This window comes from Microvirga ossetica, from assembly GCF_002741015.1.
GTDB classification, from domain to species: domain Bacteria; phylum Pseudomonadota; class Alphaproteobacteria; order Rhizobiales; family Beijerinckiaceae; genus Microvirga; species Microvirga ossetica.
Genome location: NZ_CP016621.1, coordinates 79,693 through 104,874 on the forward strand (window position 1 = coordinate 79,693; position 25,182 = coordinate 104,874).

The window sequence follows — 25,182 nt, forward strand, 5'->3', positions numbered from 1 at the left end:
CTTTGCCCTGCGTTCTTCCTTCCTATCCCCCTCTCGATCCGAAGGATCGTCCCTTTCAGTGACCGATTCCTAGTGTGAGGCGACCCATAGGAATCCTATATGAGCCACCTGACGGTTCCGCGCGTCGGGCGCGTCTCCGGATTGACAAGGGCGTTTCCTGCCGCCACCTCCAGTCAACAAGGACGACGTGGGGGCAATCAGTGATCGTTGAACGGCAGACGTGCGTTTTCTGCGGCGAGAAGCCGAGGGACAAAAACCGCGAACACATGCTCCCGATGTGGCTCCTTGAACTCACCGGGGATCCGAGGAGGACGGTCACGATGGGAACCGACTACTCTCGGGGGAAGGAGGTCCGGTTCTCCTGGAACGGGTTGGTCGTCCCGGCTTGCAAGGAATGCAATGGGGAATACTCCCGGCTCGAAACCCGCGCGAAGGAGGTCGTCGGGCGGCTCTTGAAACGAGAGGCCGTGGCCGCTCGGGATTACGTCACGCTGCTCGATTGGCTTGACAAGGTAAGGACCGGACTCTGGATCAACTACCACCTCATCCAGAACCACCCGGTCGAGGTGTCGCCCAACTTCTACGTCAACCAGAGGGTCGGACAAAAGGACCGGATGCTTGCGATCTACCCGCTCCAGGACCATCCGGACGGACTGAACGCGTTCGGCGTGAACTCGCTGGTCTTCGCGGAGATGCCGAGTTGCTTCATGTTAAGGATCAACGACCTCTTGCTCCTGAACGCGTCTACGGATTTCGCATACTCCCACGGATGCGGATTTCCCCATCCGGCCACAATCACGAAGCTTGCCGGCGGCGAGAACGCCGGAAGGCTCCTGCTCGAAGGGTTGAGCTACGATCACAAGGTCAAGTCGCGCATCTCTGATTTCGATCTCATCAAGCCGTCCGTGTGGTTGTTCCAACCGATCATGCTCCCGGACGACAGTCCCCGCTGGCGCGGCGGCTATTGGGGCGTGACCGGGACGGACAGCTTCCTTGCGACGCACAGCGATCCCGAGTTCCCGGGGCAGGGAATCCTATTCCGCCAGTTCGAGGATCGGGTTGTGCCGCTCTTCGACCCTTCGCAAGCGATCGAGTTCGACGGGATAACGGGTAGCGACAGACGGCCAGCCAAGGAAATCATCGCGCAGACGTATGAGTATCAAGTCCACCTCTTCCGCAAGTTCCCGTTCGATACGAGCGACGGCGACGACCGGACCGAGGCCGATCAGGAATATGAGCGGATGATGATTGAAAGCACCCTCCGGTTTGCGGAGTTCTACCGCTCCCAATAGCGGCAACTGTCCCCGGCTCGAACCCGCGCCCGCATTCCCGCCGGCTCTTTACATGGAAGGACATACGCACACACCATCGTTTCGCACACACTAAGAAGGGGAGGGCCACGATGGTAGGGAAATGGGTAGCGAGACTGACGGCTGCGGACGAGCCGATCAACTGGGTCAAGTCGATCTTCGGCAATACGAAGATGCAGATTGATCTGACCAAGGCGACGTTTAAGCGGGCGACGACCGCCAAGCGTCCCATCGAGGCTCCGGAAGGAACCCCGGAGGAACGCTGGCTGTATGTGGCCGCTCACGAAGGCTACACCGAGAAGGACATTATGCAGGGAGTGGAGAAGTCCTGGGCCAATTTCTGGTTCCTGGGCGCAATCGCCGTCGCCTACGTTCTCATCTCCTACAAGGTGGGGTCCTGGTGGCCGTTCTACGCCCTCACATGGTTCCCGATGCTCTTCATGCTTAAGGAAGCACTCTCAAATTGGACCATGCGCCGGGGCCGCGTGGAAGAGTTCAAGGTCTTCCTGAGCTCGCCCCGGGATTGGCTTCCCCGCAGCAAACCCGAGGTCATCAGGCTCCCGACGAAGACGAAGAGGAAGCCGACACCCAGCCCAAACTGACCATCACCGCGATCGAGGCAACGAAAAGGGGGGGCGAAAGCCTCCCCTTCAACGTTTCCGGCTTCTGCCAGATCAGGTGCGCTTGCGGGACATGACGCGATCCAGCTTGCCACGGCGTTCCTGCTCCAGCCTGTCCTTCTTCGCATCCTCGTTGGCCTTGTGACCCGCGCCGAGGCTTCCAGTGACCTGATTTCCGCCCTGCTGGTTGATGCTGGCGAGGCCACCGATGGTCGTGTTGGCACCATCCTCACCGAAGCCCTGGAGGCGCGACCCGACGTATTCCATCGCCATGTAGGGAACGCGCATGATGAGCCCGTAGAGCCTCATCCTGACGTGCCACTTGAGATAGAGATAGATCGCGTAGCTGACCAACAGCCCCGAGATGGTGTTCAGAGACCCCCCGGACTGACCAGCGAAGGCCAGCGGGAAAATCTTGTTGATGAAGTTCTGGAGCGGCACATCGAGCATAAGCGCGAGGCCGTAGCCGAGCATCATCAGAGGCGGGTGCAGCATGACGTTGAGAAGCATGATGCTACCTGCCTTGTGCGGTCCGTCGAAGAAGTCCTTGCCCTCCATGCGGATAAAGAGGAACGCCCAAATCGAGGCCGCGATGGTCGCCGTGGCAACCATGAGAAGCCATCCGAGGAAGCCGAAGATCACATGGATCACCGGGATCATGGGAAGGATGTGGGCGTTCAGGACACCGATGATCCAGACGAACTTGATGATCGCCAGGATGAGCGGGGTCAGGAACGTGACCGGGCCATCGGCACCGAGGGAGTCGGAGGCCAAGTTGTGCGTCAGGATGGTCGCCGCTGCAAGGAGGGCAACCGTGTTCTCCGTGGCGATGACCACGATGTTGCCGAACTGGATCGAGTCGCCCGTGGGATCGTTGGACGGGTTCTTGCCGATCGAAATGGCGTACTCCATGAGCGGACGGCTCAACTTCGCCAGTCCCTTGGCAAGCCAATTCATCGACTCGTCGCCGGCAAACGCGAGGTCGTTCGCGGAAAGCCCCACGCCCTCGGATTCGATCTTGATCTGCTCGTCTAGGACTTCGAAGACCAGTTTCATCTGGGCCCCGAAGCTCTTCCAGGTGGTCCGGTTCGGCTCCCTGTAGGCGGGCTTTTCGCCAGCCAAGTTAGCCGTCAGGGCTCCGGCCTGAACGAGCGCGCGCGGGTAGACCGCCATTGCGACCCAGCCCTGGTCCTTGATGTTCTCAACCAGCTTCTCCCGGACGGCGGCGTTCACCTTTGAGGTTTCCTCCGCCGCAGCCGCGATGACTGCCGCGTCGTAGGTGTCACCGGCCTTCTTGATGACCGGGGCGACGTGCGCCTTGAGGTAGCCGTTTTCGAGCATCGCCTTCACCTGGATCGGCTCGGCCTTGTCCCCGGCGACCACGTTCTCTTCGCGGGCATCGCCGTGGGTTCCGAGGCCGTTCCCGTAGAGTTCGACGTAAGCCTGAGCGATGGAGCCTCCGACCTGACCAGCGCCTTCCGTTCCCGTCCGGACTGAGCCGATAACGGATTTGACGGCCTCATACCGCTTCGTCTCGAAGCCAGTTTCCGTCTTCGGCATGTTGATAGTGATCGCGCCGCACTCCGGGCCGTAATCCCACCGCTTGCCGTCAACCAGAATGCCCTTCACGTCCTCACCGCCGACCGGGGGCAGCGGACGGAAGTATCGGTTCGCCGTGTCGCCGAATGGCATCCACACCTTCTCCACCTTGGCGTTGAAGACGGTGCGGCACACCTCACCACGGACGATCTTGAGGACGAGTTCGTGACCGCCGATCTCCGTGTTTGCGATCGGCTTTCCCTCCTTGACGGTCTGATCGACCTGGATGAGAGCGACCATGTTCCCCATGTTCGTTCCGACCCGCGTGTGAAGATGGACAAGCATCTGCGCCCCGTTTAGTCCGAAAAAGATCGGAACGAGGGACGCGAAGCCGAACGCGATACGGAGCGGCCCGTAGATGTTGTTGAACTCCTTGCCGCCTACATAGCCCGACCTCGCGGATTGAACGAGGAAGTGCATGACGTAGTAGGACAGGAAGATCATCGCCACGATGCAGAGTGCGGCGTTGAAATAGAACGACGCCATCGTGAACGGGGTGTATTGTCCCGACGGATAAATCGTCGTGATGAATTGCCAAGCGATGTCGTTCTGTCCCGGCTGCGCCAGGAGGTCGATTGGTTTCGGCTCGTATTGGCCGAGTGCGTCAAAGGCCATTGGTCCCCCCTTTCGTTTGCCGCTTGCGCGGCGGTGTCATTGAGTCCTTCGTTTCCCTCCGTTCCCGGACGCTTCCCCAAAGAGCGGGACGCGCCCTAGCAAGTCACAACCCCCTACCGCTCAACCCGCCTCCCTTCGGGCATTATGGACGACCTCCCACATCCAGAGGCCGATGCCGGCGACGACGACGGCCAGTGCCGTGCTGGCGGGATCACCGAACTCCATCGGCTTCCCGAGTTCCATCAAGGCCACGCCGTAGAGCGCGAGGCCCGTCAGAAGGATTCCAATGCGGCTCTTGGCCGAGTGCTTGAGTGCGTGGATCATGCGACACCTCCCTTGAGTTTGAGCGAGGCCGTCCCGGGAATGAGACGACGACGGACTGCGGAAGCGAGACGGCCCATGCAGAGGACGGCGAGGCCGAAGAGCGAGTTGGCCGCGAACACCGCGAACGGCAGGATTAGGACCGAGAAACCCAGCACATAGTCGGCCAGTGCGGGCGTGGTATCGAGTGCGAGAGTCCCGGCTTCCTTGCGGCTCACGGTGTCGATAACGACCATCCCGTTGTAGACGAGGGAGGCCGTCATGGCAGCGAACAGGCCGAGAGAGGCCAGCACGACACCGCGCCACCGACGCTTGCGAAGCGGACGGCCGAACATGCGGCGGATCGTCCACTCGCCAATGATTGCGAGCCCGAGGAACCCGAAGAGGACGGCCACCAGAAGGTCGCCGTTCGCCATCGTGTCCGTGATCGCGCCCTGCCAGGACTTGAAGCTACCGACGATCCGGAACGCGGCCCATACGTGCATCACGGCAATCAGGAAGAGCAGGGATGCCGTGCCAGTCACGTAGGCGAGGAACTTGAGAAGCTTCCTCATGCGCGGCCTCCGGTGCCACGATCCTTGAGGACGCAGTAGCCGGCTACCCCAGCCAGACACGCCAGCAGGAGGCCGAGGCCGAGGGCGAAGGTCACGCCGAATGAGACACCCTTCCAAATCAGGAACACGGTCGCGGCCGAGATCGGGAACGCGAAGTAGGGACCGAGTCCCTGGACGGCATCCATCCGATCCGCATTCCATCCATTCCCGGGAAGATTCCGCAGCGTGGACCTCACGCTGCGGAACCCGATGGTCATCATGGCCGCGAACAGTGCGAGGGCGACGGCGATTAGCGTAGACGAGGACGGGTTCTGCACCCTCTCAAGCGTTTCCGGCCCGACCAGCCCGCCGACGTGCGCCAGTCCGATCGCCGTGTTCGTCAACGGGAGCGCGGCCGCGACCGCAAAAGTGCAGGCGATCCCAAGGTAAGCCAACCCCACCACGTTAAGGGGAGCCATCCCATTGTTGCTCTTCTCACCACCCATTCCGCACCTCCCTTTTTCGCTATCTGTGCGAAATGATCGTGTGTGCGTATGTTCCCCCATTGCAAGAGCCGGCGAGAAGAATTGTCCGGGTGCGACACGCCCCAAAGGGTCTTGGGGAGAAGGAACAAGGAATGGGTCAGTATCCGAAAATAATGTGGACGATACCGCTTTTCTCTGTGCTTGCGCGGCTTCGTCAACAACTTGCCGCTGCCGTCCCAGGTGAGGGTCAAAAACTCTTTTCGACTGACTCGACAACCTGAAAATATTTCCTGCCGGCGTGTTGTGCTGGGTGCGTTTTACCCCCACGATAAGGATGTAACGAGTGAACGTTGCACAACGAAGGGGACACCACCATGAGCCGCATCGAATTCTCCGCCGAAGAAATCCGCGCCGCTGCCGAGGACGCGATCCTGGATTACTGCGACAGCCTCCACGACGACGAATACGTGCCGTCGAAGGGCGAGATCAAAAGGTGGCATGGTTGGAAGAACGTGCTGGGGATGACCCAGGGGGACAGCGATCTCCGCCGCGTGGCGAACAGCGTCCTGTCCGAGAAAATCCACTGATCGAAACCGGGCCGGGTCCAGTCCCCGGCCTTCTCTCTCGCGAGCCGCCGAACCGGATCGACGGCTCGTCAGGGGGAAGGACCTGAAACCAGGAAGGAGGCAACGCCGCCATGAGAAAGAAGAACGTCGTCAAATACGATTGGTTGGATCCGAACCTGATCCGCTACCTCGTCAAGCCACGCGCTTCCGAACAAGACATTGACGGCCTCATGCGGATCGAGGGGAATCCCTACCAGAATGATGCCGCCCGACAGCAGATGCTGGCGATTGCCGAGCGCGAGGTGGAGCCGGGTGTCGCCCGGGAGGAAGTCACCGCCATCATCCGCCGCTGGATCGAGATCACCGATCCCAACCACAAGCCGCGGCGGCGCAGGAGGCGGTGGGGCTAACAGCACCGCATAGACAGGAGCCGGGATTGTTTCTGGCTCTCCATCCCGCAACCATTCACATCAAGGAGGACAACAACATGCTCACACTTTTCTTCACGGCTCCGCTGGTTCTGATCGAGATCGCCTTGCTGTCCGCTATCGCTGAGCGGCACGGCATCATCCCCGCGCTCTTCGTCTGCGTGGCCTGGTTTGTCGCCAAGGACGTTCTTCACTCGGTCTTGTTTGGGGCCGTCATGCGGAAGCTGATGCCTGTCCCGAAGGAGGTTGCATACCTCTACGCCAATCCGGCTATCCGCTGATCCGGGGAGGCCCGCCACCGAATGCGGCAACTGACGGCGGGAACCGACCCCGGCCACAAGAATCCGAAGGACAGGGATCGCCCTGTCCTTTTTGCTTTTTGCACTTTCCGCCGGCGGGATCCCTGGTGAGGATGCGAGGCATCACCACCAGAAGGGGAGGGCAGCGCACATGAAGAATCCTGTCAGCGAGTATTACGCAGCGACGGCGCGGTCAGTCATCAGGAACGGCGAAGCACCCGCCATCGCCTCCATCGAAGGGCTGTCCTTCCGCGTGGCCGAGGACGACAACGAGGTCATCGCCCTCTACGTCGGGGACGAGTCGGCCGACGTGTATCTTGCTCCCTACGCCTTCCGGGACGGCGACGAGCTTTGGGTCCGCGTTCGCATTTGCCGTGACGGCTACGAGACGATGTGGCCGGAAGAGAAAGACCTCACGCTCTACCGGGGCATCGAGCAAGCCGTGGCCGGCATCACCGCCGATCAGGTCGCTGACGGACTCGAAAGGGTCCGGAGGCGGCAGGAAAAGGCCCGCCGCCAGGCCAGGGGCTGACACCATGAACCCCAACCTCGAGGTCCTGTTCAGGGAGGCGGCTCATGGCATCTAGCAAGATCGAGTCCTACGCCAAGATCATCAAGCCCGGAAAGGAGCCGTTCGACTACGCGCTGCCGTGGGAAGAGAAGGTTGGCCGCTGGGCTATGTCCGGTGGCCCGGTCAACAGGGCAGCAGCCGCCGAGAAAGACACAACGGTCATGCTCATCCAGAAGCTTGCCCCTTGGGTCAACATTGCCTATGCGCCGCGGGTTTACGTCCCCGCCGTGCGCGGCAACGTCCGCTTCGGGACACCGATCAAAGCCACGTCCATCTTCAAGGAGCCGAAATCGCCAACCGACGTGTGGCAACCGGTGCCGGCTCTCTACGTGCCGTTCTCGGACGGATACGGTGCCATCGCGTTCTCTTTGCAGTGCGATCCCGACCTTCTCACCTTCTACATCTTCAAATGCATCTGGCTGGCGATCGAGGACCGCAGCAATCCCGAGTGGCTTGAGGCCGTCTCGGAAGCGCTGGACGCGGATTCTCGTCCTTTCATGGACGGAATGCGCCGAACGCCTCCGGACAACCGCGCGGGGAGTTTCGCGGGCTACGCCTTCGCGGTGTCGTCGGGTCTGCCGTATCCTATGGGTATCGAAGACCCCTCGGAAGCCGAGTTGGGCTACGAGGATGCCTATGCCGGGCGACTCGGAACCAGTTGGGCCGATCTGTTTCCTCCCGAGGAAGCCGCCTACTGACCCATTCGCTTTTCCTTCTCCCTTGGAGGCCCGTTCTGCGGGCCTTCTTCCTTTCGATCAGCCTCGATCCTTGCAGCATCCCGGGGGACGCGTCTCAAGTCCGTCATCGGTGGGGCGAGGGTGGCTCTGCCATTTCCGGCTCCCCTTCAAGGGCCGTTCCCAAGCACCGTTCATTGATACCCATACCTTTACGTCGGACGCTCCGTGCGCTCACGGACGGGCGCAAGCGTGGCCTACGGCCATCCAGCTACACGGCTCTTCCCTTCCGGACAGGAGGGCATCGAACGGTCGCATAGGGCGACCCCAAGCGAAGGAGAGCCAAGATGGCTAACGCGAACACCCTCACCAACACCACCTCTTCCGAAACCCGCCGCTCCAACCTCCCGTCGCACGAAATGTTCGTGGTCGAGGGCGAAGGAGAGAAGGCGATGTGGCACAAGGTCGGAGCTCTCTGGGCTCACAACGACGGCGAGGGCTTCAACCTCACGATCCCCGCAGGGATCACGGTCAGCGGTCGCCTGGTCATCCGCACCCGCAAGGAGAAGGCCAACGGCGGGGAGTAATCCCCCGCCTACCTCTTCGATAAGGCATCCCCGACTGGTCCGCTCCGAGCGGACCAGTCGCGTTCCGGTCCCGCGCGGCCGTCCTGCGCCATTCCGCCGCTGACGCGCTGGCACGAAGGAGGGGGTAGGAAAAGGGAATCCCGGATGCTGCGCGCCACTACGCTCACGGCGTAACTTCATGGTTGCGCCGAAGAGGGGCGGAATGCACCCTGTACGTCATCATAAAAAGGGAGGGACAGCATGTTTCAGCTTATTGTCGCCACGGTAGCGATCGTCCTCTGCTCCGTGCTTGCGATCGGAGCGATCTGGTATGGTGGCGAGGCATTCGCCGAGGCATCGAGCAGGGCGAAGCTCGTCGGCATTGAGATGACGGCGCAGCAGATCGACGCTGCTATCCAACTCTACTATCAGGACAAGCTCCATTGGCCGACCGAGAGGGACGACGCGCTGGTTGAAGTCCTGGTATCCGGCAATTACCTCATGCCGCTCCGGGACGAGGGCTGGAAGATCTCGACCGACGAACTCTACCGTCCGGTCCAGACGGGACAGTGCGCGATCATCAACGAAGCCGCCGGCTTTGGCGCGGTGTGTCCGCGATGCGACGACGAAGCCCAAAAGGGGCTTCCGGGTTGCTCCACTCCTGACTAGCCGATCCCTTCGAGGCATCGAGAAACCCGCCCGCGTGGCGGGTTTCCTTTTGCACATTCGCTCACGCATACGTGACTCCCAATCCTTTCCGCCGGCGACCAGAGTTCAGGCAAGAGACAAGAGGGAGGACGAGCATGTTCCAGTTGATTGTCGCCGTCGTTTCGGTCCTGTTGATCGCAGTGCTTTCCGTTGCCGCATTCTGGTATGGCGGCGAGGTGTATTCAGAGGCATCCGCAACGCGGCATTTCATCGAATACACCAACGGCGCGATGTCGATCGAGGGCGGCTTGCAGCTATACCACGACGAGCATGGACGGTATCCGCCCGAAATTGACGGTGCCCTGGTTCAAAAGCTGGTTGAGGGCAATTACCTCGCGGCGGCCCCAGAAGGGGACTGGATCGTCGATTCCGCACGAGTCAGCCGCACGATCAAGGATGAGGCAACTTGCGCGGCCATCAACAAGGCAGACGGCAAGGATACGAGCGTGGTCAAATGTCCGTCCTGCCTCGATGCGGATTACCTATCTTGGAAGGGCTGCGTGGTCCCGCCGTCCTGAACCGCCGACACCCCGGAGCCTTTGAGAAACCCGCCACTTCGGCGGGTTTCTTTTTGCTCACGCCGTCAACCAACTACGCTCACAGCGTAATGATTTCGATTGCGCTGAACGCCGCCGACAAGCATGATTCTATTACAAAACAGCAAAAAGGGAGGACAACATGCGTTGCTACCAGTGCGGTTCCAAGGACTACGATTGCCAGCCCTGCGATGCGATGGGCGACCGGGAAGAGGCCGTTTGCATGGAGTGCAAGCACACCTGGACGCTCGGCTACACGCCGTCCTGCGTCGAGCCAGTCGACTGCGGGGAGTGAGGGCGACATGACCGAGCCATACGTCATCGCTCCGGGTATCTACGAGCTCCGGCGAATGCTCAAGAGAGGGGAGGAGTTCCCCTTTCACACGCTCGAAGAAATCGACCGCGACACGAGCCGCTACGACTTTGCGGAATACGCGGCACTCGGAATCCTTCACTGGCTCAAGGTCACGGATACCGTGTCCTGCCCCTACGAGATGCCCGAGGCACAGCGCGTCCAGCTTTTCGGGACGTTGGCAGACCTGATCCGCGAGGCCCACGCGCAGCGCGGCAACGACAACCGATAGGAGGGACACGCGATGAAAGAAGAAACCAAGCAGGAGCTCGAGAACCAAGGGAAGGGCTTCATCGCCTACGCGTGGCCGTATCTCCTAGGGGCGACGATCCTCTTCTACTACGTGTTCGAGAACCTCACGAATGCGTTCAGGACCGTGCGGACTCATATGTGGGACGACTGGTATCTGGACGTTCCCGCCTCCGTGCCGTTCAGCGGCTGGTGGGTGCTGGCTTGCGTCCTCCCCATCGGCTTCTGCCTCAACCGCATCATCGTTCGCTGGAACGAGCGCATGGAGGGCAAGAAGCCCTACGGCAAGGAATACCTCTACCGTGACCCCGAAAGCGGGCGCATCTACCTGGTCGCTCCCGAGGGCATCGAGGACGTGACCGATCAGGTCGAGGTGAGGGCGGCATGAAGAAGCCCAGCCTACGGAAGCCCGACGAGGAATCATTGTGGAAGGTGGCCGACACGATCCTAGACGTGTTCGCGGCCATTTCCCGCGCCATCGAGGCGGCGTTCCGGGGCATCTCTCGCGCCTCCCGCAACCGGAAGGGAGCCGGCGACGGCTAGCAGCTTGCAAGCCTCCGGTTTCCCCTGATCCGAGTCCACGCACGAAAGGATTGACCGCATGACGAACGCCAAGAAGCCCACCATGAGCAGGAAGTCGCCCAAGGCATCGAACGAGGCTCCCGCCGCGCCGAAGCCAGTCGATCCGATCGGGAACGTAATCGGAGCGGATTTCGACTTCTCCAGTTGGAGCGACGAGCCGAAGGCCGAGGCGTTTCCGTCCTCCATCCCTTCCCACGACGACTTCGATGATGATCCGTTCGCGGAGGACGCGGAAAAGTTCGATGGCCCCTGCGACAAGTGCGGCACGGCGATCACCGAGAAAACGAGGTGGCAACTGGCCCTCGAAACGAGCAGCGGCGGCTCCCATTGGGTGAATTACTGCCCCGACTGCGCGAAGCCAATTGTTGACAGGGCCGAGGCCGCTTCCGAGTCCGCATCTCACGACGTGGACTTTTTCGAGGGTGACGAGTTCGCGGATATGCCGATGCCTCCCCTGGCCGAGCCGAAGGAGCTCACGGCAACGGCTGTGAGGGGCGGCTTCTACCGCGTCAACGAGCCGGGTTTCCCGGAAGACCCTTACGTCAACGGCAACGCGCTGGGAGCCCGCTTCATCTCTGACGGCTACATTGTCGCCGGGCCTTATGGCAGGGGTTCGCGCTACCGTGTCTTCGAGAAGGGCGGAAACGACAGCTTCGGGAGCGCCGAGGATGTTGCGTTTCGATTCCTGGAGCCGGGAACGGTTATCGTCCCGCCTAGACCCTTCTATGGGCACCGCTACCACCAAGCCGAGACTGACGACCAGTTGCTCCTTGCCGACGAGGTAGCGACGCGTGTCCTTCCCAAGGGGAGCATCGTCATCACTCCCGACGAGTGGGACGACGACGGCGGATTCCTCATCTCGCAGGAAGGCAACCGCAAATACCGCACCAAGGGCGACGTTGCCGAGACGGTCAGGCAGATGGTCGATCCCACGCCGAAGTCTGAGCCGAAGACCAAGGCCAGCACCAGGCCGTCTCGGGTGGCGCACTTCCTTGAAACGGCATTGTTCGCGGTCGCCGTCGCCGTCCTGTTCCTCGCGATCCCTCTTCTCTGGATCGCGGAATCCAAGAAGCGGACGTTTGCATCGGGTATCGCCCTCGGGTTCCTCGGTGTCTTCCTGATGGGCGCACTGTTCGGGGGCGACGACGCGCCGCCTCCGGTCGCCCTAAAGCAAGCGACGACGATCGAGGCACCAGCCGCCAAGGCTGACAGCAACAAGGGGGAGGGCAAGCACCATGATTGAGAGCGCAGTCCGGAAGATCGACACCGAGCCGTCCGTTATCGCGGAGCGTCCGGTTGACCAGGAGGATAACGACCTACTGACCATCAAGAGGGTCGTGTTCCTTTACGGCAGCATTCCCGCCGTCCTGGCCGTCCATCACACGTCCGATTGCTGGGTGGCAATCGTGAACGTGAACAGCATCTCCTTCCACCAGGCGGTCCCGGTCCTCGAAACCAACGGCGAGTTCGGGCTTGAACACTCCTTCATCCGCGACACCGAGGACGAGGACGCTTTCATTCGGCACGTCAGGGACACGTTCCGCCGCAAGACAGGCACCTACTTCCGCCTCCCGGGCGAGGCTCCCGAGGAAGCCGACGGCTTCGATCCGCTCCAGCCGATCCCTTGCGGGGCTTGCGGGACCGGGATCCCCGACGAGGCGTTGGAACAGGCCGCGCTTCTCCACATCCAGGACGGCGACGCGTCCTACGACGCTATCCTTTGCGCGTCCTGCTCCGAGGGACTTCCGAAGGGGAACAGGAAGGCAGAGCTAGAGGCGAGGATCGCTGACCTGACGGACGCGATGGAGCGTCTGTATGCCAACGGTCCCGAGGCGGCAATGGCCGAGGTCGTAGCTTTCGCCAAGAGTCCGGATAACCCGTTCATGGAAACCGCCGACGAGACGACGGAGGCCACGCCGTCCGACGACGACTTTTGGGACACCGACGACGACAACCCGTTTGCCCCGATGGTGTGCGAGTTCTGCGGCACCGAGGAAGGAACCGAGCCCGGAAGCGACTTCGACAGCTTCACCTACGTCGATGCCAAGGATTCGAACGGCGCGAAGTGGATGAAGACGGCTTGCGGGTGCTGCGCCAACCGTATCCGGATCGAGATGAAAGGATTCGATCCCGACACGACGGTCCAGTGCTGCGACTGCAAGAAGACCATCCAGCGGCTCCACGACACCGACCTTGTGTGCGTCGGCCGCGAGGGCAAGCCAGGAGACTACAAGCCGATGTGCATCGAGTGCCGCGACTGGCGCGAGGAAGCCTGGAGGCAAGAGCAGCACATCCTGGTTTCCTTGAGCGACGAGGGGAAGAAGCCTTACCGCGTAGTCCTGAACGGGAAGAAGTTCCACCTCGGGGCATTCACCCTGTCCCTGATGATGCTCTTCTACTCCTTCGCCTACGCGCTGGACGGTTTCCTGGGGGTCGGAAAGGCCGTCGCCGCGTGGCGAAGGATCAAGCGCGAAAAGGAAGCCGCCGTGCCTCACTAGCGGCGGTTCCCTCCCCGGAACGTCGCCGGCGACTTGCAACGAGGTGACACTTACGCACAGCATGACTTACGCACAACGAGCGGGGAGGGGGCATGAGCATTCAGGCAGACAACGACGACTTCGCTGACGACGAGTCCTTTGGCTACGATCCGTTCGAAACCCTGCCGTGCGAAGAGTGCGGCCGGATGGTCGAGCCGCTGCACATGGACGATTGGGTCGAGAGCGGGGATCGCAAGGAAGACGGCAGGCTCGAGCCCAGCGACCTCAAGGTCATTTGCAGTTGCTGCCGCTCCAGCCTGGGGATCGTCACCGGGTTTGACACCTACGCATTCTCGAAACTGGAAAACGGCCGCTTCCGCACCTCGAAAGGCACCGCCGCAGGGGCCGTCGTCCGCGAGATGAGCAAGGCCAAGCTGGCCGGCTGTCTCTTCTCCTATTCCCTGTCCCTCTACGTGGACGCTTTGGGCGACGGCATCCTGAAACTCGCTGGCGGCAAGTTCCCGCTCCTGAAAGGGGCCGCTGTCGGCGTTGTCGCCGCCGTGCTGGCCGGATGGGCTTTCGGCGGCGACGTTAAGCCGACGCTCACGATCGAGTCCGTCAGGGACCGAGTGAACGCGGCCTACTTCGAGGCCATAGCAATCCAGAAGGACGTTGAGGCGGTTCTTCCGGAACTGCGCGTTGCCGAACCCACGGTTTCGAGCAGGACCGACCGGGGGTGGTGGGTAACAACGCTTGGGGCCACGCGCTACCGCCTGGAGCAGACAGAAAAGGCACTCCTGGCCTCGGAGCAGGAGGACCGAGAACGGGCCGCGAAAGCCGAGAAGGAATACGAAGAGTTCCAGCGGAAGGCCCGCGAGGAACAGGCCGAACAGGACAGGAAGGACGAGGCCATGTTCCAGGCGATCGAAGAGGAAGCAGCTAAGGCAAGGGAGAGGGAGACCGGGAAGCGATGGCAATTGCCGAAACATTGAGGAACGACACCAAACACGGAGGGAACACCATGAAGAGCATCAGGAACCACATCGCCGCCTCCGTCCTCGGTCTGGCCGTCCTCGGGAGCGCGGCCGTCACGCCAGCCGCAGCGGAACCGAAGCTGGATCATCTCGAACACGTCCGGGGACTTGAAAAGGCTATCGGATCGCTCCGTGACGAAATCATGAGAGCGGACGCAGCCGGGGATCACAAGCTGGTCGCCCGGGACAATATCGAGTGGTTCTTCACGATCGTCGTCTTTGAGACGAGGCTCAAGCGCATCCAGCAAGAACTGGCGGCGGTCAGGAGCGAGGCTGAAAACGCCGTGAGAAATGCCGCCGACAAGGCCGAGTTGGACAGCATGGAGCCGTGGATCGACCATCGCCCGGTCTACGGGGCAACCACGCCCGACAAGAAGTGAGCAGGTCTTTCACGGTCAACACAATCACAGGGGGCAAGACACCATGAACTTCAACACGGACCACATCGTCGGGGCTTTCATCGGCGGCATCGCGGCACTCGCTGGCGCACTCATCGTCGTCCCTGCCGGGGCAGGAAGCGACACCGGGATCAGGGCGTTGACCGCCGAGGTCCGCGACGTGAGCACGGAGATCAGGGAAACCTACAAGGAGGACGACAACCCCGCCTGGAGGGCGAAGCGTCTTCCCCTGATGCAGAGGATTGTCAGGGCCGAGGACCTGATCCGCAGCGCGAACAATGCCCTGGATGATGCCAGGGAGGACATGCAAGCGGCGGCGAAGGGCCAGCCGCTTCCGGATCGCGTCAAGCCTCCGGTTTCATTCACGTCCCATCCGCTCGTCGGCCAGAACGTCGTGAACATGCCGGGGCAGGACGGCCAGTAGGCGGCACTGCCGCCATTTGGGGAGCAGGAAACAAGAACGAACAGGGAGGGAACCAGACATGAGGAAGACCACGCAGACCACCATCGCCGCCGTCCTTGGAATGGCCGGCTTCCTCCTTGCCTCGGGGGCGTATGCCGCTCCCCAGGCCTCCAGCGCGATCGAGCGGCTTGAGGGGAGGGTCAAGACCCTGGACGATCTCGCCACGGCGACGCAGGGCGACCTTGAGGAACTCGCGGCCGTCGCATGGGAGAACCGGAACGCGATCGAGGCCGAGGTGACGCGCTCGATCGAGGCTTCCAAGTCAGAATGGCTCCGCGCCTATTCCGCGATCCGGCAGGCGCTCGCGAAGCCCAAGACGCAGACCGGGGGCGGGCAGTGACGGCCGGCCATTACATGAATCCTGTTTCCGTCCTTCTTGACGCGGCAACCGCGCCCACCCGGGGCGAGGCCGACCATCCGGCGCGGGGGACGCTCGAAGCTGTCACCGCAGCCTGTGACCGTCTCTATCGGGCCACGCCGAGGTTTGCGATCCAGAAGGCCCGCAGGGCGTTCACCCGATCCGCCGAGTTTTTCGCGGGGCCGTTTGAGGTCAGGGTCACGACCAGGAAGACCCTCATCTTCATTGAAGCCCGATGCGAGGGACGCTGGCAGGACCGACGTGTCAGTATCAACTTTCGTCCGTTCGGGCGGCGGTGGGGCGGCTCCGTCAGCGGTGCGTCGGGCCTCGAACTCGATGAGATCGAGACATTCCTTTTGAAACTTGCAGAAGCCTTGCGTGGAATCGAGTGGAGCCAGGAGGAAGCCACTACGCTCACAGCGTAACTTTTCGCTTGCCGCGGAATCCGCCCGGACTCAGGATTGAGGGTGCCAAGAACCAAGGGGGGAACCATGATTTCGATGAAGAGCATCAAGGAACATAGCATTCGCCGTCAGCGCGGATTGTCCCTGATCGAGACGGCCGCGGTCCTCGGGGTCGCCTCGGCCCTGCTGGCGCACTTCGCCACCGTGCAGGGTGACAGTGCTGAAACCATGAAGGCCAAGGCGATGGCGGAGCGGCTGATCGAGGTCCAGTATGGCGCAGCCAGTTACATCAGGGCCAACAACGCGACCCTCCTTGCGAACCTGACGACCTCGCCCACCGTGATCCCGGCCACCGGGACCGGAACCTTCGTCGGCGGCTTGAAGTCCTTGCAGGGAGCGGGTGTCCTACCCCCATCCTTCGTTGACAAGAACGGCTACAACCAGGGCCACGTCCTGATCGTTCGCAAGGTTTCCAGCCCGAGCGGCGACAAGATCGAGGGGATCGTGACCACGGCCCAGCCGATGGGCGGCGGCTGGTCGTCAACTGGCACCATGAACGACCGGGTGCTTGCCAAGGCTGCACAATTCGTCGGTGCATCGGGCGGCTACGTTCCGGCCAAGCCCCTAAACTCCGACGACGCGGGACACATCGTCGGCATGGGCGGCGGCTGGCGGTCCAAGGCAGCGGATTGGGGAACGAGCGGTGCCGCTCCGCGCGCTGGTGTGTCCCTCGTCGCCACCCTGGCCTACATGGAGGGAACGGCAATGGCCGACTACCTCTACAGGACCGATATTGGTGTCCCGGAAGCCAACCGGATGCACACGCAGATCGACATGAACAATAACAACATCAAGGACGCGAAGGACGTGACCGCCAAGGGGACGATCTCGGCGGACGGGAACATTGCCTCGAAGAAGGACGTGACCGCTGGCGGGAACGTCACCGCTGACGGCTACCTTGCCACGGACCAGAGCGTCTATGCCACGCAGAACGTCCAGGCGGGCGGTAACGTCTCGTCGGGAGCCACCGTGTCGGGCATCAACATATGGGCCTCGCAGTCCATCGAGGGCCACGACGTGACCGCGCGTGGCAACATGACGGCCAACGGCACCGTCACGGCGGGATGGGGCGTGACCACCAACAATGGGAACATCAATGCCGCCAACGGTCAGCTTACCTCCAGGCATGGCGTGACCACTCAGGGAGGCGTTTGGGCGGAAGGCAACATCTACACGAACGCCAACATCCAGGGCGCGTCCGTCACCACCTACGATGTTCAGACCCAAACCCTGACTGCCGGCGGCAGGATCACGGCGGACGAACTCCGCCTGGCTTCCGACGCGGTGGCCGGGCAATCCTGCTCGCCCAGGGGGCTTGTCCAGTCCGACAACAAGGGAAACCTCCTGACTTGCATGGGCGGCAAGTGGACCATGCCAAGCGGCTTCACAGGCAAATACAAGGACCTCGGGATCATTGGGGGGAACTACACTGACGTGAATGACACCGGGTCCACGATCATCGTGACCGCTTTTAATGGCGGGTATCCTGGCTTCAACGTCTGCCATCTCGAAGGAAAAGTCCAAGGTATCACGCGCGCCATGGACGCAGACGCGAACAACTCGCTCTGGAAGCAGTGCGCCATCACGTTCCCGGTCGGACCGGGACAGTCCTGGCAGGTCTACTCGGCGTTCGGGAACATCGACCTCTCCTACTACTACTGACGGGTCCCTCCCGGACGACATGGAACCCCGCTTCGGCGGGGTTTTCCTTTGCCGCGACGCTCTGGGACCGTCAGGCGATTCATATAGGATTCCTTATGGGTCCCCTGACGGTAGGAGCCGATGAATCCATAAGACCCTGCGGGTCTAGGGGAGAAGGAACAGGAAGTGAGTCAGGGGATCGGAGCCAAGTCCTTGAGCGGTTGGTGACATGCTGGCCCCGCGCTCCCGGGAGCCGCGAACATTTTCTGTCGGCGCGTTGACGTGGGGGCGAAATACACCCATCCTATAAAGGTAACGATCGAACGTTACCCGCGAAAGGACGCTACCATGATCTCCACCGAAGGCCGCACCATCGAACGCACCGTTTGCATCTCCCACGGCTCCGAAACCAGCCTTGGCACCCTCTACATCTATCGCGGTGTCAACGAGTGGTCTGCCGTCCTGGAGGACCATAGCGAACCCAACGAGGATCTCTGGCTGACGGTCGCCCGCGACGAGCGTCCGTTGGCAGCGACGACTTCCTTATTGAGTGCGTGGTCGATGAAATCTGGAACGACAGCCTCGTCTATCTCGAGCTCCCGAAGAAGAGCGCGATGCCCTACGCCGTCGCCGCGTAAGGATTCGATCAGGACGTGAACACGAATTGGAACGGCTGGCATGTCGCCGGCCGATAACGGGGGAGGGGCATTTGATCGCAAAGCGGACACTTATCGGGATCGCCGGCGCGGTTGCGCTCGTATCCATGTCGGCGGTCGGCGCGACCGCGCAACAGTCTCAACAGACGCAAACCTGGGTGCGCGACGACGGCACCACCTTTCAGGTCACGGTTCCCGCTCCATCGGGTGCGGGCGGCGATCACTGCGAGAACGGGGGAGCCGACTTCACATGCACCAGCAACAGGCACTTTGGCGACCCGAACGTGGGGACACCCGGCAGGAGGGCGCAGCTTAAGGCCGCGACAGCCGATACCGACCAGTGAAGGATTGGAGCCTCGCTACGGCGGGGTTTCCTTATTGGAGGGCGATCCCGCCTTCCCGGCCTTGCTCTTCCTTCCTCTTCCCCTAGGCGAAGCCTGGAAGGGTGTCGAACCGCCATGTGAACCGCCGCCCGGGGATCGTCCCGATTGCCTTCCCGATATTGGTCAGGAAGTTGTTCCAGTCGGGCCTGACGACGGTCCCTGCGGCCATCAACTCAAGTCCTGCGGCGAAATCCTCGTATGCCGCCGCGGCCTTCTCCCTGCCCTCGGGGGTCACGTCGGGCCACGGCTGGGCGACGACGGCGCGAAGGTGACGCGCTGCCTCCTGCGCCGCGCGGACGAACTCCGGTGCTTTGACGGCCGCTTTCGGATAGCGCGGTTCCTCGAAGAGCGAGGCCGCTTGCGCGAGGAAGTGCGCCGCTTTGTATGCATCCCTGAACAGTCCGGACGATGCCTTTCCGGCCTGGGCGGCGGCGAGTTTCCGAAGCTCCGCCAGCAGGGCAGGGGGATCATTGAGTTCGAGCGAGACGGCGAGGCCGAGGGGACGGAATGGGTGAATGCGTCTCATGCCGAGGATGGTAGCCGGCGGTCACTGTCTACGCCATGGGCGTAGGATTTGCCTTGCGCCGAAAATTACTGCCCCGCAGGATCGAGGAAACATCCATACAAGGAGGAATGCCATGCCGGACTCGATGGAAACGAGGCGCGCCCGCAAGGTCGAGTTCATCGCCCTTTTCAGGGGAAGCGGGCTCACGCTGCGCGAGGCGGCCGAGCGTTGCGTCCTGACACGTTCCACCATGAAATCCTACGTGGACGGCGGCGGTCTTCCTGGCGAAAGGCCGTTGTTGCTGCTTCGCGGCTACATGGCCTTGAATAAGGCTTTCAAGGATGATCCCGCCGGGCGACCACATCACATCTGCGCCCGGCCTCCAGATGTATCTGGCTGCGACGCCGCAAGTCGCCACAGCCTGATCCCATTCCCTGTCAGAGAGCGGCTGGAACCCAGAATACTACACCCTGATCTTCGGCGGGGCCACGCTCCTATATCCTTGCTTACCGCCCACTCGATCTGATGCTCATTCCAACGGAAAGGAGTAGCCGCAAATTGCTATCCCCTGTATGAAGAACTTACGCCATAATCTACAAACCCGCCCAACGTTGATCCCATCCACTCCAGTACTTCTCCCAAAAGTTCACAAATGCCCAGGATAAGTGTTTTCCTCACTTTGCTTGTTCTCGTCGGCGCCTTTGTGCCGACTTATTCGGCGCGCTCCCAGTCTGGAGGAATACATCTCTTTGACCCACTTATCCGCGAGATGATCCAGCAAGGTATCCAGAATGACAGACAGCGCACCCGACAACCTATCGCTCCATCTGGTCCTGTAACCATATCAAGCACATTGACAAAGGTCACTGATTCAAGAACTGGCATAGAGATCAGACTGCCTACCCACATCTTGATCAAGGAAGGTGTAAGCCAAAATGGCGGAAGCCGCTGGCAAACATTTGATGATAGAATTACTGTTGACACCGTTCGAAACTCAAACACCTCTAACCTACGCCAAATCTACGAAAACATTACTCGGATCCGGCCTAACGTACAAATCAACCATTCGAAATTTGAGGCAGACTCTTTTGTTATCGTAGGGGAGACACCCAAAGGTAAATTCCTTCAAACCTACACTGCTGGACCAGAAGAGATACGAGGTCTGTTGATCAGTTACGAAAAGGAACTTGCTTCCTATTTTGATCGGACAGCCGGCGCGATCATCGACAGTTTTATTCCGTTTCCAGATGGCATCGCAGTGGTGGTTGGAGGCGACTTCAATAATCCAGCTTGTCCGAGCACGGGTGTTGTCTCCCGCCTTAAGCCTCAAACAGAGAGTTTCCTCTCTGTCCGCAGCGGTCCCGGGGTATCGCACCGAGAGGTCGATCGGCTCACCAACGGGTCTCCCGTTGCAATCTGCCAACAAACCGATTCTTGGTTTGCCGTTGTATACTCGACCCAACAGGGCACAAATGACTGTAACGTACAAACACCATCGCCGGCGAAGAGGTCCTACACCGGGCCATGCAAATATGGATGGGTTCACTCTAGTTACATTGGCAACATAAGGATGCAGCAGAGGCCTTCTTCGGAACCGCTCAAGCACCCGGAGGATATTAAGGTTGTCGAGGCTAGCCAGAAAACCGATCTGCCCCAAATGCAACCGCCGTCAACAGCAAGTGCTGCCACAGCAACTGCACCGAGTGCACCAATACCACGCCTTCCAGTCGTACCAAAAGATTGTCCGGCCCGATCGCCTGACTACTCAAGTCGACTCGCGCTTATCAAAACCCATGTCAAGATAGCGCATGAACAAGTGGAAGAGTGGAAGTCTCTGCGTAAAATCGCAGAGAAAGCGCAACAGTCGGATATTGGAGCCTTTTGTAAGGCCTACCTAGATCCAATGAAGAAAGCACTTGAGGCTATGAATTCCTTCATGCAAAAGAATAATGAGGGCCTGGTTCTTGATAGTTTTAATGCATGTGTAGAGACTCAGGCAACGAAAATAGAAAAAGAGGTCGACAACGTAAAAGGGAGCGCCGAGCCTGTCGGACTCTTGCTCAAAATTCATGCCGATTTAATCCGCATCAAGATTGAAAACGTCAGTTTGATCCATGAACACAAGGACTATTTAGGCACGGTCGAGTCAATCAAAGGGTCGTTTGCGTCCAGCACTAAACAATGCAGCCTTTGATTAGACAATAGGAGAAACTCATGTCGTCCAACAGTTTGAAAGTTGTCGCGATCACAGCAGGACTGTTATTCGGCAGTTTTGCCGTGCATGCCCAGCAAGGGTCACCTGATAATTCAGCACCTTCGTCTAACGCACTTCCAGCGGATAAGTGCGCGGAGTTTAACAGCCTCCTTAGCAGCATCGACAGCACCGGAGCAGCGGGAAACCCTGATCAGGTAGAAAAGCGGTACGGGCGGCTCGTCGATGCCGCCAAGATAGGAGAAGCCTGCGCGAAGAGCATCACTGAGTCATTTCGAAACCTGCGTGGGCAAGCCGGATCGCCACCATCGTGGGCCAAGATTGAACAGGAACTTGATAAGCTCATCGAAGCGCAGCGGAATTTCATCGATAAAATTGAGGGCACAGGCGGCCTTATAGAAGAGGCAAATCGGAGCGGAAGTGTTATCCAGAAGCGAATTGAAGAGGCGCAAAGGGTTTATCCGGACCAAGTCGACCGAGAAAAGGAGCGGCTGGCGCGCCTCACGGAAATAGCAGCCGCCACCACAGTTCAAAAGGACGGACTCGCAAAAGCGATTCGAGATATTCAGGCGGCTAAGCCGAGAATTGCTTTCGCGGAAAGCGGCAAACAGTTTGACGTCACGGTTAATGCGCTAGACCGATTCAATAAGGCGCTCGAGGATTTTACAAAGAAGATGCCAAAACCCGTGCCTGGTGAGAGCGGTACGTGAAGCGGCCTTCCTTAGGCTAACCCAAAATCTTGAAGGATGGAACAAATGCAAACGATGAAGAAATGGTGCTTAGCGGGGCTAATCCTAGCTTCGCTAACCGGGGCTGCTGCCAGTCAGTCGGTTCAAAGTGACGATTTCCAACAACGGATGACAACCGCTTTAACGAGCGCGAAAAAGTCCGCCGATCAGTTGAACGACCAGCAAAAAGCCCTTCTTGACGCAATCAATCTAGCTGCCGACCCGCAGCAGGCAAGGAAGTTTTTGGACAACCTGATTGGAACCTCTACTTCGGCCCTCACTACATTTGGCGAGAAGGGTGAGGTGATGAAGGCTATTAATGACTTGTTGGTTTCTGTCGACCAACGAAGAAAGAATGCTGAGGATAGAGCAGCAAGTGATCCAAGGTGGGTTGAGCGAGTTGCAGTTTGGAAGGGCCATGCAGACAATCTTCGGCAACTTCGCCAGGATTTATTGAAGGAAGTAGATCGAGCCGAAAATACGCTCACCCAACTTTCGAAGGATCGAACATTTATCGAAGACATCATCGCTAGCGAGGGTGTGGAACGAGCCAGAAAGGAAATGGAAGCTGCGTTGATGAATTTGAGAGATCTTGGGGACTCGCTCGCTAATGCCGTCAAGATTGCAGAGGAGCGCAACAGAAAAATCAGTGCGCCGGCATCGTAAGGAGGGCACGTGCTTTCGTCACAGCGCTCGAGTTTAAGGTCTGCTTCAGTTCTGTTCGGACTCTTACTGAAAGTTTCACTGACCGTTTCCGGTGAGGCCAACGCGGCGAGCTTATCTCGTCAATCGATGGCCTCATCGGATCTCAAGGCCCTATGCTTGGGATGGCTCGAAGCAGAAAGAGTCCTTCACCTTCTTATTGACCTAACATCTGTCGCGGATGAGGGGATACGAGCCGCAAATACGCTCCTCACGGACTGTAAGGCGAAGCCGATGTGCGAGAACTCACGCGAACGAGATCTCTTTGAGGCGAATCTCGTGGATGCTCGCACCCAGCACAGCAAAGCTGCGGAACTGGCTACTCGGATGCAAGATCGAAAAGAAACACTCCGGCGGCAGATCTACCGTTTGAGGGAAGGTCATCTGAAGCAAGACAACACTGATCTGGCAAATCTATGTTATATGGAATCTGCTGGAATTGCGCCATCAGTCGCGACAAACAAGTGAAGGTTCGTGTCTACGAGTCTTCAAGAGTAGTTAAGGTGGACAGCAAAAAAATTGCAGTATATGCGTCGGTGTGACAAAACATAACCTCAGCGGGATGCGCGTCTCCAGCCTGCCTTTTCGGCCTCAGCCTCGTTGCAAAACCAACGTTCGCCTTTCGCCGTATTAACGCTTGTTGCTCCGTATAAGTGGTCCCACGGCGTATGGTAGATTCGCTCGCCCGAAGCGCTGACGTTACCCTTGATCGGGCAGGCCCATTTCGCCTCGCCTCCATATCAGCAACAGATACCTTCCAACGTTGAGCACGGTACTCCCAGGGGCTAGCGCAAGATCTGTGTCAGATTGAGCGCTAAGATAGAACGGATCGGCAACCCTGTCGGCGAGGAGATAGATCTGACGCGCTGCATCAAAGCAGAGGAAGGCTCACGATCATCTGCTAACACCTTGCTGCTTCAGGACGAATCCTATGCGCCAGACTCAGCATCACAAGACCATTCTGACGACGCATCCAGCGGTTCTACCGTTCTCATCCATGTGCTCCGCCCGCGACCACGTCTCAGACACCAAAACCAAGCCTAACAAGGCTTTGACGAGTTCTATTCGTCTGCTTGAGGGCGCGCGTTCTTGCTACGTACTGCGTTACCGCACAATCAGGCACAAATCTTGCGCTGATCCCATGAAGGTCTCGCCGCAGCTCGTGCAGGTGACTTCATCCTCCCCCTCCGAGTCCATGTCGGACATTTTCTCCGCTGTGTAGTCCGGTTCCGGGACCGACAGCCAAACGACGTTCACGGCTTGGCAATTCGGGCAAATGAAGCGCGCGTTGGAACCGTAGTCTGACATGGACCTATCCTGATGGTGTTTTGCCCGCTCCATATCATGGGGAAGGGCCACCGTCCTATCTATGCCGCGTCCGGCTTATCCGACCGCTGCCCCTCGGCAACGATTTCCAGCAGCTCATCTGGCAGCGGCCGCTGGAGCTTCAACGCATCCTCAAACGGGGGCTGTCAGCCAGGCCTCATATTCCTCCGGTGTCGTCAGGATCACTGGCATCGCCTTTGGGTGGATCGGCGCAACAACGGTGTTCGGTTCCGATGTGAGGAACGAGAACAAGAGATGTTCCCCTTCCGCGGGTTCTGCCTTGGTCCCCCTGACACCTTTCCAGGGGCGCCAGATGCCAGCGAAGGCTGCTAGCGGTCGCTCTTTGTTCAGAGCAAACCAGATCGGGGTCTTCCTTGGCTTGATGTCCGCGTATTCTGAGAACGAGGTAAGAGGGACAAGGAGGCGATACTGCGGCTTCAGCCACGCCTTCCAGAACGGTGACGAGACGTTGCGTACGTTGGTCACCGGTTGGTTGCCGACCTTCGGCGGTGGAGGGAAACCCCATCGCATTTGCAGGAGCTCGCGTTCGCCATCCTGCATCCTGACGACTGGAGCCATCTGATCGGGGAAGATGCCGGGGAGAGGAGGGACGTTGCCGGCATTGTCCCGGGCGACGGCGAAGGCCCGACGCATGGCCTCTTGCGTCGTGTAGACGGAATAGAGATTGCACATCACCTGCCCCATTTGCGGATCGACTCAATAGGATCATGGAAAACTGATCAAACTGCCAGATGGATTTAGGTTAGCCCCAAAAGGGAGCAGCCCCGGACATCTCTGTGCAAGGCTGTTTCCTGATTGTA

At 59.9% G+C, this 25,182-nt stretch carries 35 protein-coding genes and 1 pseudogene; 28 read left to right on the forward strand and 8 right to left on the reverse strand.

Annotated features, from left to right (window positions below; genetic code table 11):
• The first annotated feature begins 200 nt into the window (after positions 1–200).
• Together BB934_RS46250 and BB934_RS46255 are read left to right on the forward strand one after the other, a co-directional pair.
• On the forward strand, positions 201–1,292 hold the full coding sequence (locus tag BB934_RS46250; protein ID WP_157934769.1) for a hypothetical protein: 1,092 nt from the start codon (positions 201–203) through the stop codon (positions 1,290–1,292).
• Positions 1,293–1,402: 110 nt separating this feature from the next.
• Entirely contained in the window at positions 1,403–1,912 is a 510-nt protein-coding gene (locus tag BB934_RS46255; RefSeq protein WP_099516245.1) for a hypothetical protein, read from the forward strand.
• A gap of 72 nt (positions 1,913–1,984) precedes the next feature.
• On the opposite strand, the gene BB934_RS46260 is transcribed toward BB934_RS46255, so the two are convergent.
• From BB934_RS46260 to BB934_RS46275, 4 genes are all read right to left on the reverse strand, one after another.
• On the reverse strand, positions 1,985–4,144 hold the full coding sequence (locus BB934_RS46260; RefSeq protein ID WP_099516246.1) for a DotA/TraY family protein: 2,160 nt from the start codon (positions 4,142–4,144) through the stop codon (positions 1,985–1,987).
• 120 nt (positions 4,145–4,264) lie between these two features.
• A complete protein-coding gene (locus BB934_RS46265; protein ID WP_099516247.1) occupies positions 4,265–4,468 on the reverse strand; it encodes a hypothetical protein in 204 nt (67 codons plus the stop codon).
• The gene (locus BB934_RS46270; protein ID WP_099516248.1) at positions 4,465–5,019 is read right to left on the reverse strand and encodes a hypothetical protein; all 555 of its coding nucleotides are present in this window, start codon (positions 5,017–5,019) and stop codon (positions 4,465–4,467) included. Before BB934_RS46270 ends, BB934_RS46265 begins: the two co-directional genes overlap by 4 nt.
• Positions 5,016–5,504, reverse strand: a complete 489-nt coding sequence (locus BB934_RS46275; RefSeq protein ID WP_099516249.1) for a hypothetical protein — start codon at positions 5,502–5,504, stop codon at positions 5,016–5,018. The genes BB934_RS46270 and BB934_RS46275 overlap by 4 nt, the downstream gene beginning before the upstream one ends.
• A 353-nt stretch (positions 5,505–5,857) precedes the next feature.
• On the opposite strand from BB934_RS46275, the gene BB934_RS46280 reads away from it, so the two are divergent.
• From BB934_RS46280 to BB934_RS46370, 22 genes are all read left to right on the forward strand, one after another.
• Positions 5,858–6,070: a hypothetical protein gene (locus tag BB934_RS46280; protein ID WP_157934770.1), complete on the forward strand. Its 213-nt coding sequence runs from the start codon at positions 5,858–5,860 to the stop codon at positions 6,068–6,070.
• A gap of 110 nt (positions 6,071–6,180) precedes the next feature.
• Positions 6,181–6,459, forward strand: a complete 279-nt coding sequence (locus BB934_RS46285) for a hypothetical protein (RefSeq protein WP_099516251.1) — start codon at positions 6,181–6,183, stop codon at positions 6,457–6,459.
• Positions 6,460–6,536: 77 nt separating this feature from the next.
• Complete coding sequence (locus tag BB934_RS46290; protein WP_157934771.1) at positions 6,537–6,758, forward strand: hypothetical protein; 222 nt, start codon at positions 6,537–6,539, stop codon at positions 6,756–6,758.
• A gap of 169 nt (positions 6,759–6,927) precedes the next feature.
• Complete coding sequence (locus BB934_RS46295) at positions 6,928–7,308, forward strand: hypothetical protein (RefSeq protein WP_099516253.1); 381 nt, start codon at positions 6,928–6,930, stop codon at positions 7,306–7,308.
• A gap of 44 nt (positions 7,309–7,352) precedes the next feature.
• Positions 7,353–8,045 carry a hypothetical protein gene (locus BB934_RS46300; protein ID WP_099516254.1) on the forward strand — a complete coding sequence of 231 codons (693 nt, stop codon included), beginning with the start codon at positions 7,353–7,355 and terminating at the stop codon, positions 8,043–8,045.
• A gap of 323 nt (positions 8,046–8,368) precedes the next feature.
• Positions 8,369–8,608: a hypothetical protein gene (locus BB934_RS46305; RefSeq protein ID WP_099516255.1), complete on the forward strand. Its 240-nt coding sequence runs from the start codon at positions 8,369–8,371 to the stop codon at positions 8,606–8,608.
• A gap of 240 nt (positions 8,609–8,848) precedes the next feature.
• Positions 8,849–9,256 (forward strand): hypothetical protein, encoded by a 408-nt coding sequence (locus BB934_RS46310; protein ID WP_099516256.1) that lies wholly within the window; start codon positions 8,849–8,851, stop codon positions 9,254–9,256.
• A gap of 134 nt (positions 9,257–9,390) precedes the next feature.
• Positions 9,391–9,813, forward strand: a complete 423-nt coding sequence (locus BB934_RS46315; protein WP_099516257.1) for a hypothetical protein — start codon at positions 9,391–9,393, stop codon at positions 9,811–9,813.
• Between the two features lie 160 nt (positions 9,814–9,973).
• Positions 9,974–10,126 (forward strand): hypothetical protein, encoded by a 153-nt coding sequence (locus BB934_RS48335; protein ID WP_157934772.1) that lies wholly within the window; start codon positions 9,974–9,976, stop codon positions 10,124–10,126.
• A gap of 7 nt (positions 10,127–10,133) precedes the next feature.
• Positions 10,134–10,415, forward strand: coding sequence for a hypothetical protein (locus BB934_RS46320; RefSeq protein WP_099516258.1), 282 nt, complete (start codon positions 10,134–10,136; stop codon positions 10,413–10,415).
• Positions 10,416–10,427: 12 nt separating this feature from the next.
• Positions 10,428–10,820 carry a hypothetical protein gene (locus BB934_RS46325; protein ID WP_099516259.1) on the forward strand — a complete coding sequence of 131 codons (393 nt, stop codon included), beginning with the start codon at positions 10,428–10,430 and terminating at the stop codon, positions 10,818–10,820.
• A complete protein-coding gene (locus BB934_RS48340) occupies positions 10,817–10,975 on the forward strand; it encodes a hypothetical protein (protein ID WP_157934773.1) in 159 nt (52 codons plus the stop codon). Before BB934_RS46325 ends, BB934_RS48340 begins: the two co-directional genes overlap by 4 nt.
• Positions 10,976–11,033: 58 nt before the next feature.
• A complete protein-coding gene (locus tag BB934_RS46330; protein ID WP_099516260.1) occupies positions 11,034–12,257 on the forward strand; it encodes a hypothetical protein in 1,224 nt (407 codons plus the stop codon).
• Positions 12,250–13,512: a hypothetical protein gene (locus tag BB934_RS46335; protein WP_099516261.1), complete on the forward strand. Its 1,263-nt coding sequence runs from the start codon at positions 12,250–12,252 to the stop codon at positions 13,510–13,512. The genes BB934_RS46330 and BB934_RS46335 overlap by 8 nt, the downstream gene beginning before the upstream one ends.
• 92 nt (positions 13,513–13,604) lie before the next feature.
• Positions 13,605–14,483, forward strand: a complete 879-nt coding sequence (locus tag BB934_RS46340; protein ID WP_099516262.1) for a hypothetical protein — start codon at positions 13,605–13,607, stop codon at positions 14,481–14,483.
• The gene (locus BB934_RS46345; RefSeq protein ID WP_157934774.1) at positions 14,480–14,905 is read left to right on the forward strand and encodes a hypothetical protein; all 426 of its coding nucleotides are present in this window, start codon (positions 14,480–14,482) and stop codon (positions 14,903–14,905) included. The genes BB934_RS46340 and BB934_RS46345 overlap by 4 nt, the downstream gene beginning before the upstream one ends.
• A gap of 43 nt (positions 14,906–14,948) precedes the next feature.
• Positions 14,949–15,347, forward strand: coding sequence for a hypothetical protein (locus BB934_RS46350; RefSeq protein ID WP_099516264.1), 399 nt, complete (start codon positions 14,949–14,951; stop codon positions 15,345–15,347).
• Positions 15,348–15,405: 58 nt separating this feature from the next.
• Positions 15,406–15,726, forward strand: a complete 321-nt coding sequence (locus tag BB934_RS46355; protein WP_099516265.1) for a hypothetical protein — start codon at positions 15,406–15,408, stop codon at positions 15,724–15,726.
• A 14-nt stretch (positions 15,727–15,740) separates the two neighbouring features.
• Positions 15,741–16,169: a hypothetical protein gene (locus BB934_RS46360; protein WP_157934775.1), complete on the forward strand. Its 429-nt coding sequence runs from the start codon at positions 15,741–15,743 to the stop codon at positions 16,167–16,169.
• Between the two features lie 66 nt (positions 16,170–16,235).
• On the forward strand, positions 16,236–17,870 hold the full coding sequence (pilV, locus tag BB934_RS46365; protein WP_099516267.1) for a shufflon system plasmid conjugative transfer pilus tip adhesin PilV: 1,635 nt from the start codon (positions 16,236–16,238) through the stop codon (positions 17,868–17,870).
• 327 nt (positions 17,871–18,197) lie between these two features.
• Complete coding sequence (locus BB934_RS48345) at positions 18,198–18,506, forward strand: hypothetical protein (RefSeq protein ID WP_157934776.1); 309 nt, start codon at positions 18,198–18,200, stop codon at positions 18,504–18,506.
• A 52-nt stretch (positions 18,507–18,558) separates the two neighbouring features.
• The gene (locus tag BB934_RS46370; RefSeq protein ID WP_099516268.1) at positions 18,559–18,849 is read left to right on the forward strand and encodes a hypothetical protein; all 291 of its coding nucleotides are present in this window, start codon (positions 18,559–18,561) and stop codon (positions 18,847–18,849) included.
• Between the two features lie 82 nt (positions 18,850–18,931).
• On the opposite strand, the gene BB934_RS46375 is transcribed toward BB934_RS46370, so the two are convergent.
• Positions 18,932–19,414: a hypothetical protein gene (locus BB934_RS46375; RefSeq protein WP_099516269.1), complete on the reverse strand. Its 483-nt coding sequence runs from the start codon at positions 19,412–19,414 to the stop codon at positions 18,932–18,934.
• Positions 19,415–19,526: 112 nt separating this feature from the next.
• Between BB934_RS46375 and BB934_RS46380 the strand changes: the two genes are divergently transcribed.
• The 4 genes from BB934_RS46380 to BB934_RS46395 all read left to right on the forward strand — a co-directional run bounded on the left by BB934_RS46380 (position 19,527) and on the right by BB934_RS46395 (position 22,999).
• Complete coding sequence (locus tag BB934_RS46380) at positions 19,527–19,919, forward strand: hypothetical protein (RefSeq protein WP_099516270.1); 393 nt, start codon at positions 19,527–19,529, stop codon at positions 19,917–19,919.
• A 126-nt stretch (positions 19,920–20,045) separates the two neighbouring features.
• Complete coding sequence (locus BB934_RS48350; RefSeq protein ID WP_237050949.1) at positions 20,046–21,587, forward strand: SH3 domain-containing protein; 1,542 nt, start codon at positions 20,046–20,048, stop codon at positions 21,585–21,587.
• 20 nt (positions 21,588–21,607) lie between these two features.
• The gene (locus BB934_RS46390; RefSeq protein ID WP_099516271.1) at positions 21,608–22,315 is read left to right on the forward strand and encodes a hypothetical protein; all 708 of its coding nucleotides are present in this window, start codon (positions 21,608–21,610) and stop codon (positions 22,313–22,315) included.
• 45 nt (positions 22,316–22,360) lie between these two features.
• The gene (locus tag BB934_RS46395) at positions 22,361–22,999 is read left to right on the forward strand and encodes a hypothetical protein (protein ID WP_099516272.1); all 639 of its coding nucleotides are present in this window, start codon (positions 22,361–22,363) and stop codon (positions 22,997–22,999) included.
• Positions 23,000–23,589: 590 nt separating this feature from the next.
• Here the strand turns inward: BB934_RS46395 and BB934_RS51550 are convergent.
• From BB934_RS51550 to BB934_RS46405, 3 genes and pseudogenes are all read right to left on the reverse strand, one after another.
• Positions 23,590–23,745: a sunset domain-containing protein gene (locus tag BB934_RS51550; RefSeq protein ID WP_472436454.1), complete on the reverse strand. Its 156-nt coding sequence runs from the start codon at positions 23,743–23,745 to the stop codon at positions 23,590–23,592.
• Between the two features lie 394 nt (positions 23,746–24,139).
• Positions 24,140–24,343 carry a hypothetical protein gene (locus tag BB934_RS46400; protein WP_099516273.1) on the reverse strand — a complete coding sequence of 68 codons (204 nt, stop codon included), beginning with the start codon at positions 24,341–24,343 and terminating at the stop codon, positions 24,140–24,142.
• Positions 24,344–24,402: 59 nt separating this feature from the next.
• A pseudogene (locus BB934_RS46405) lies at positions 24,403–25,054 on the reverse strand (SOS response-associated peptidase).
• Positions 25,055–25,182: the final 128 nt, after the last annotated feature.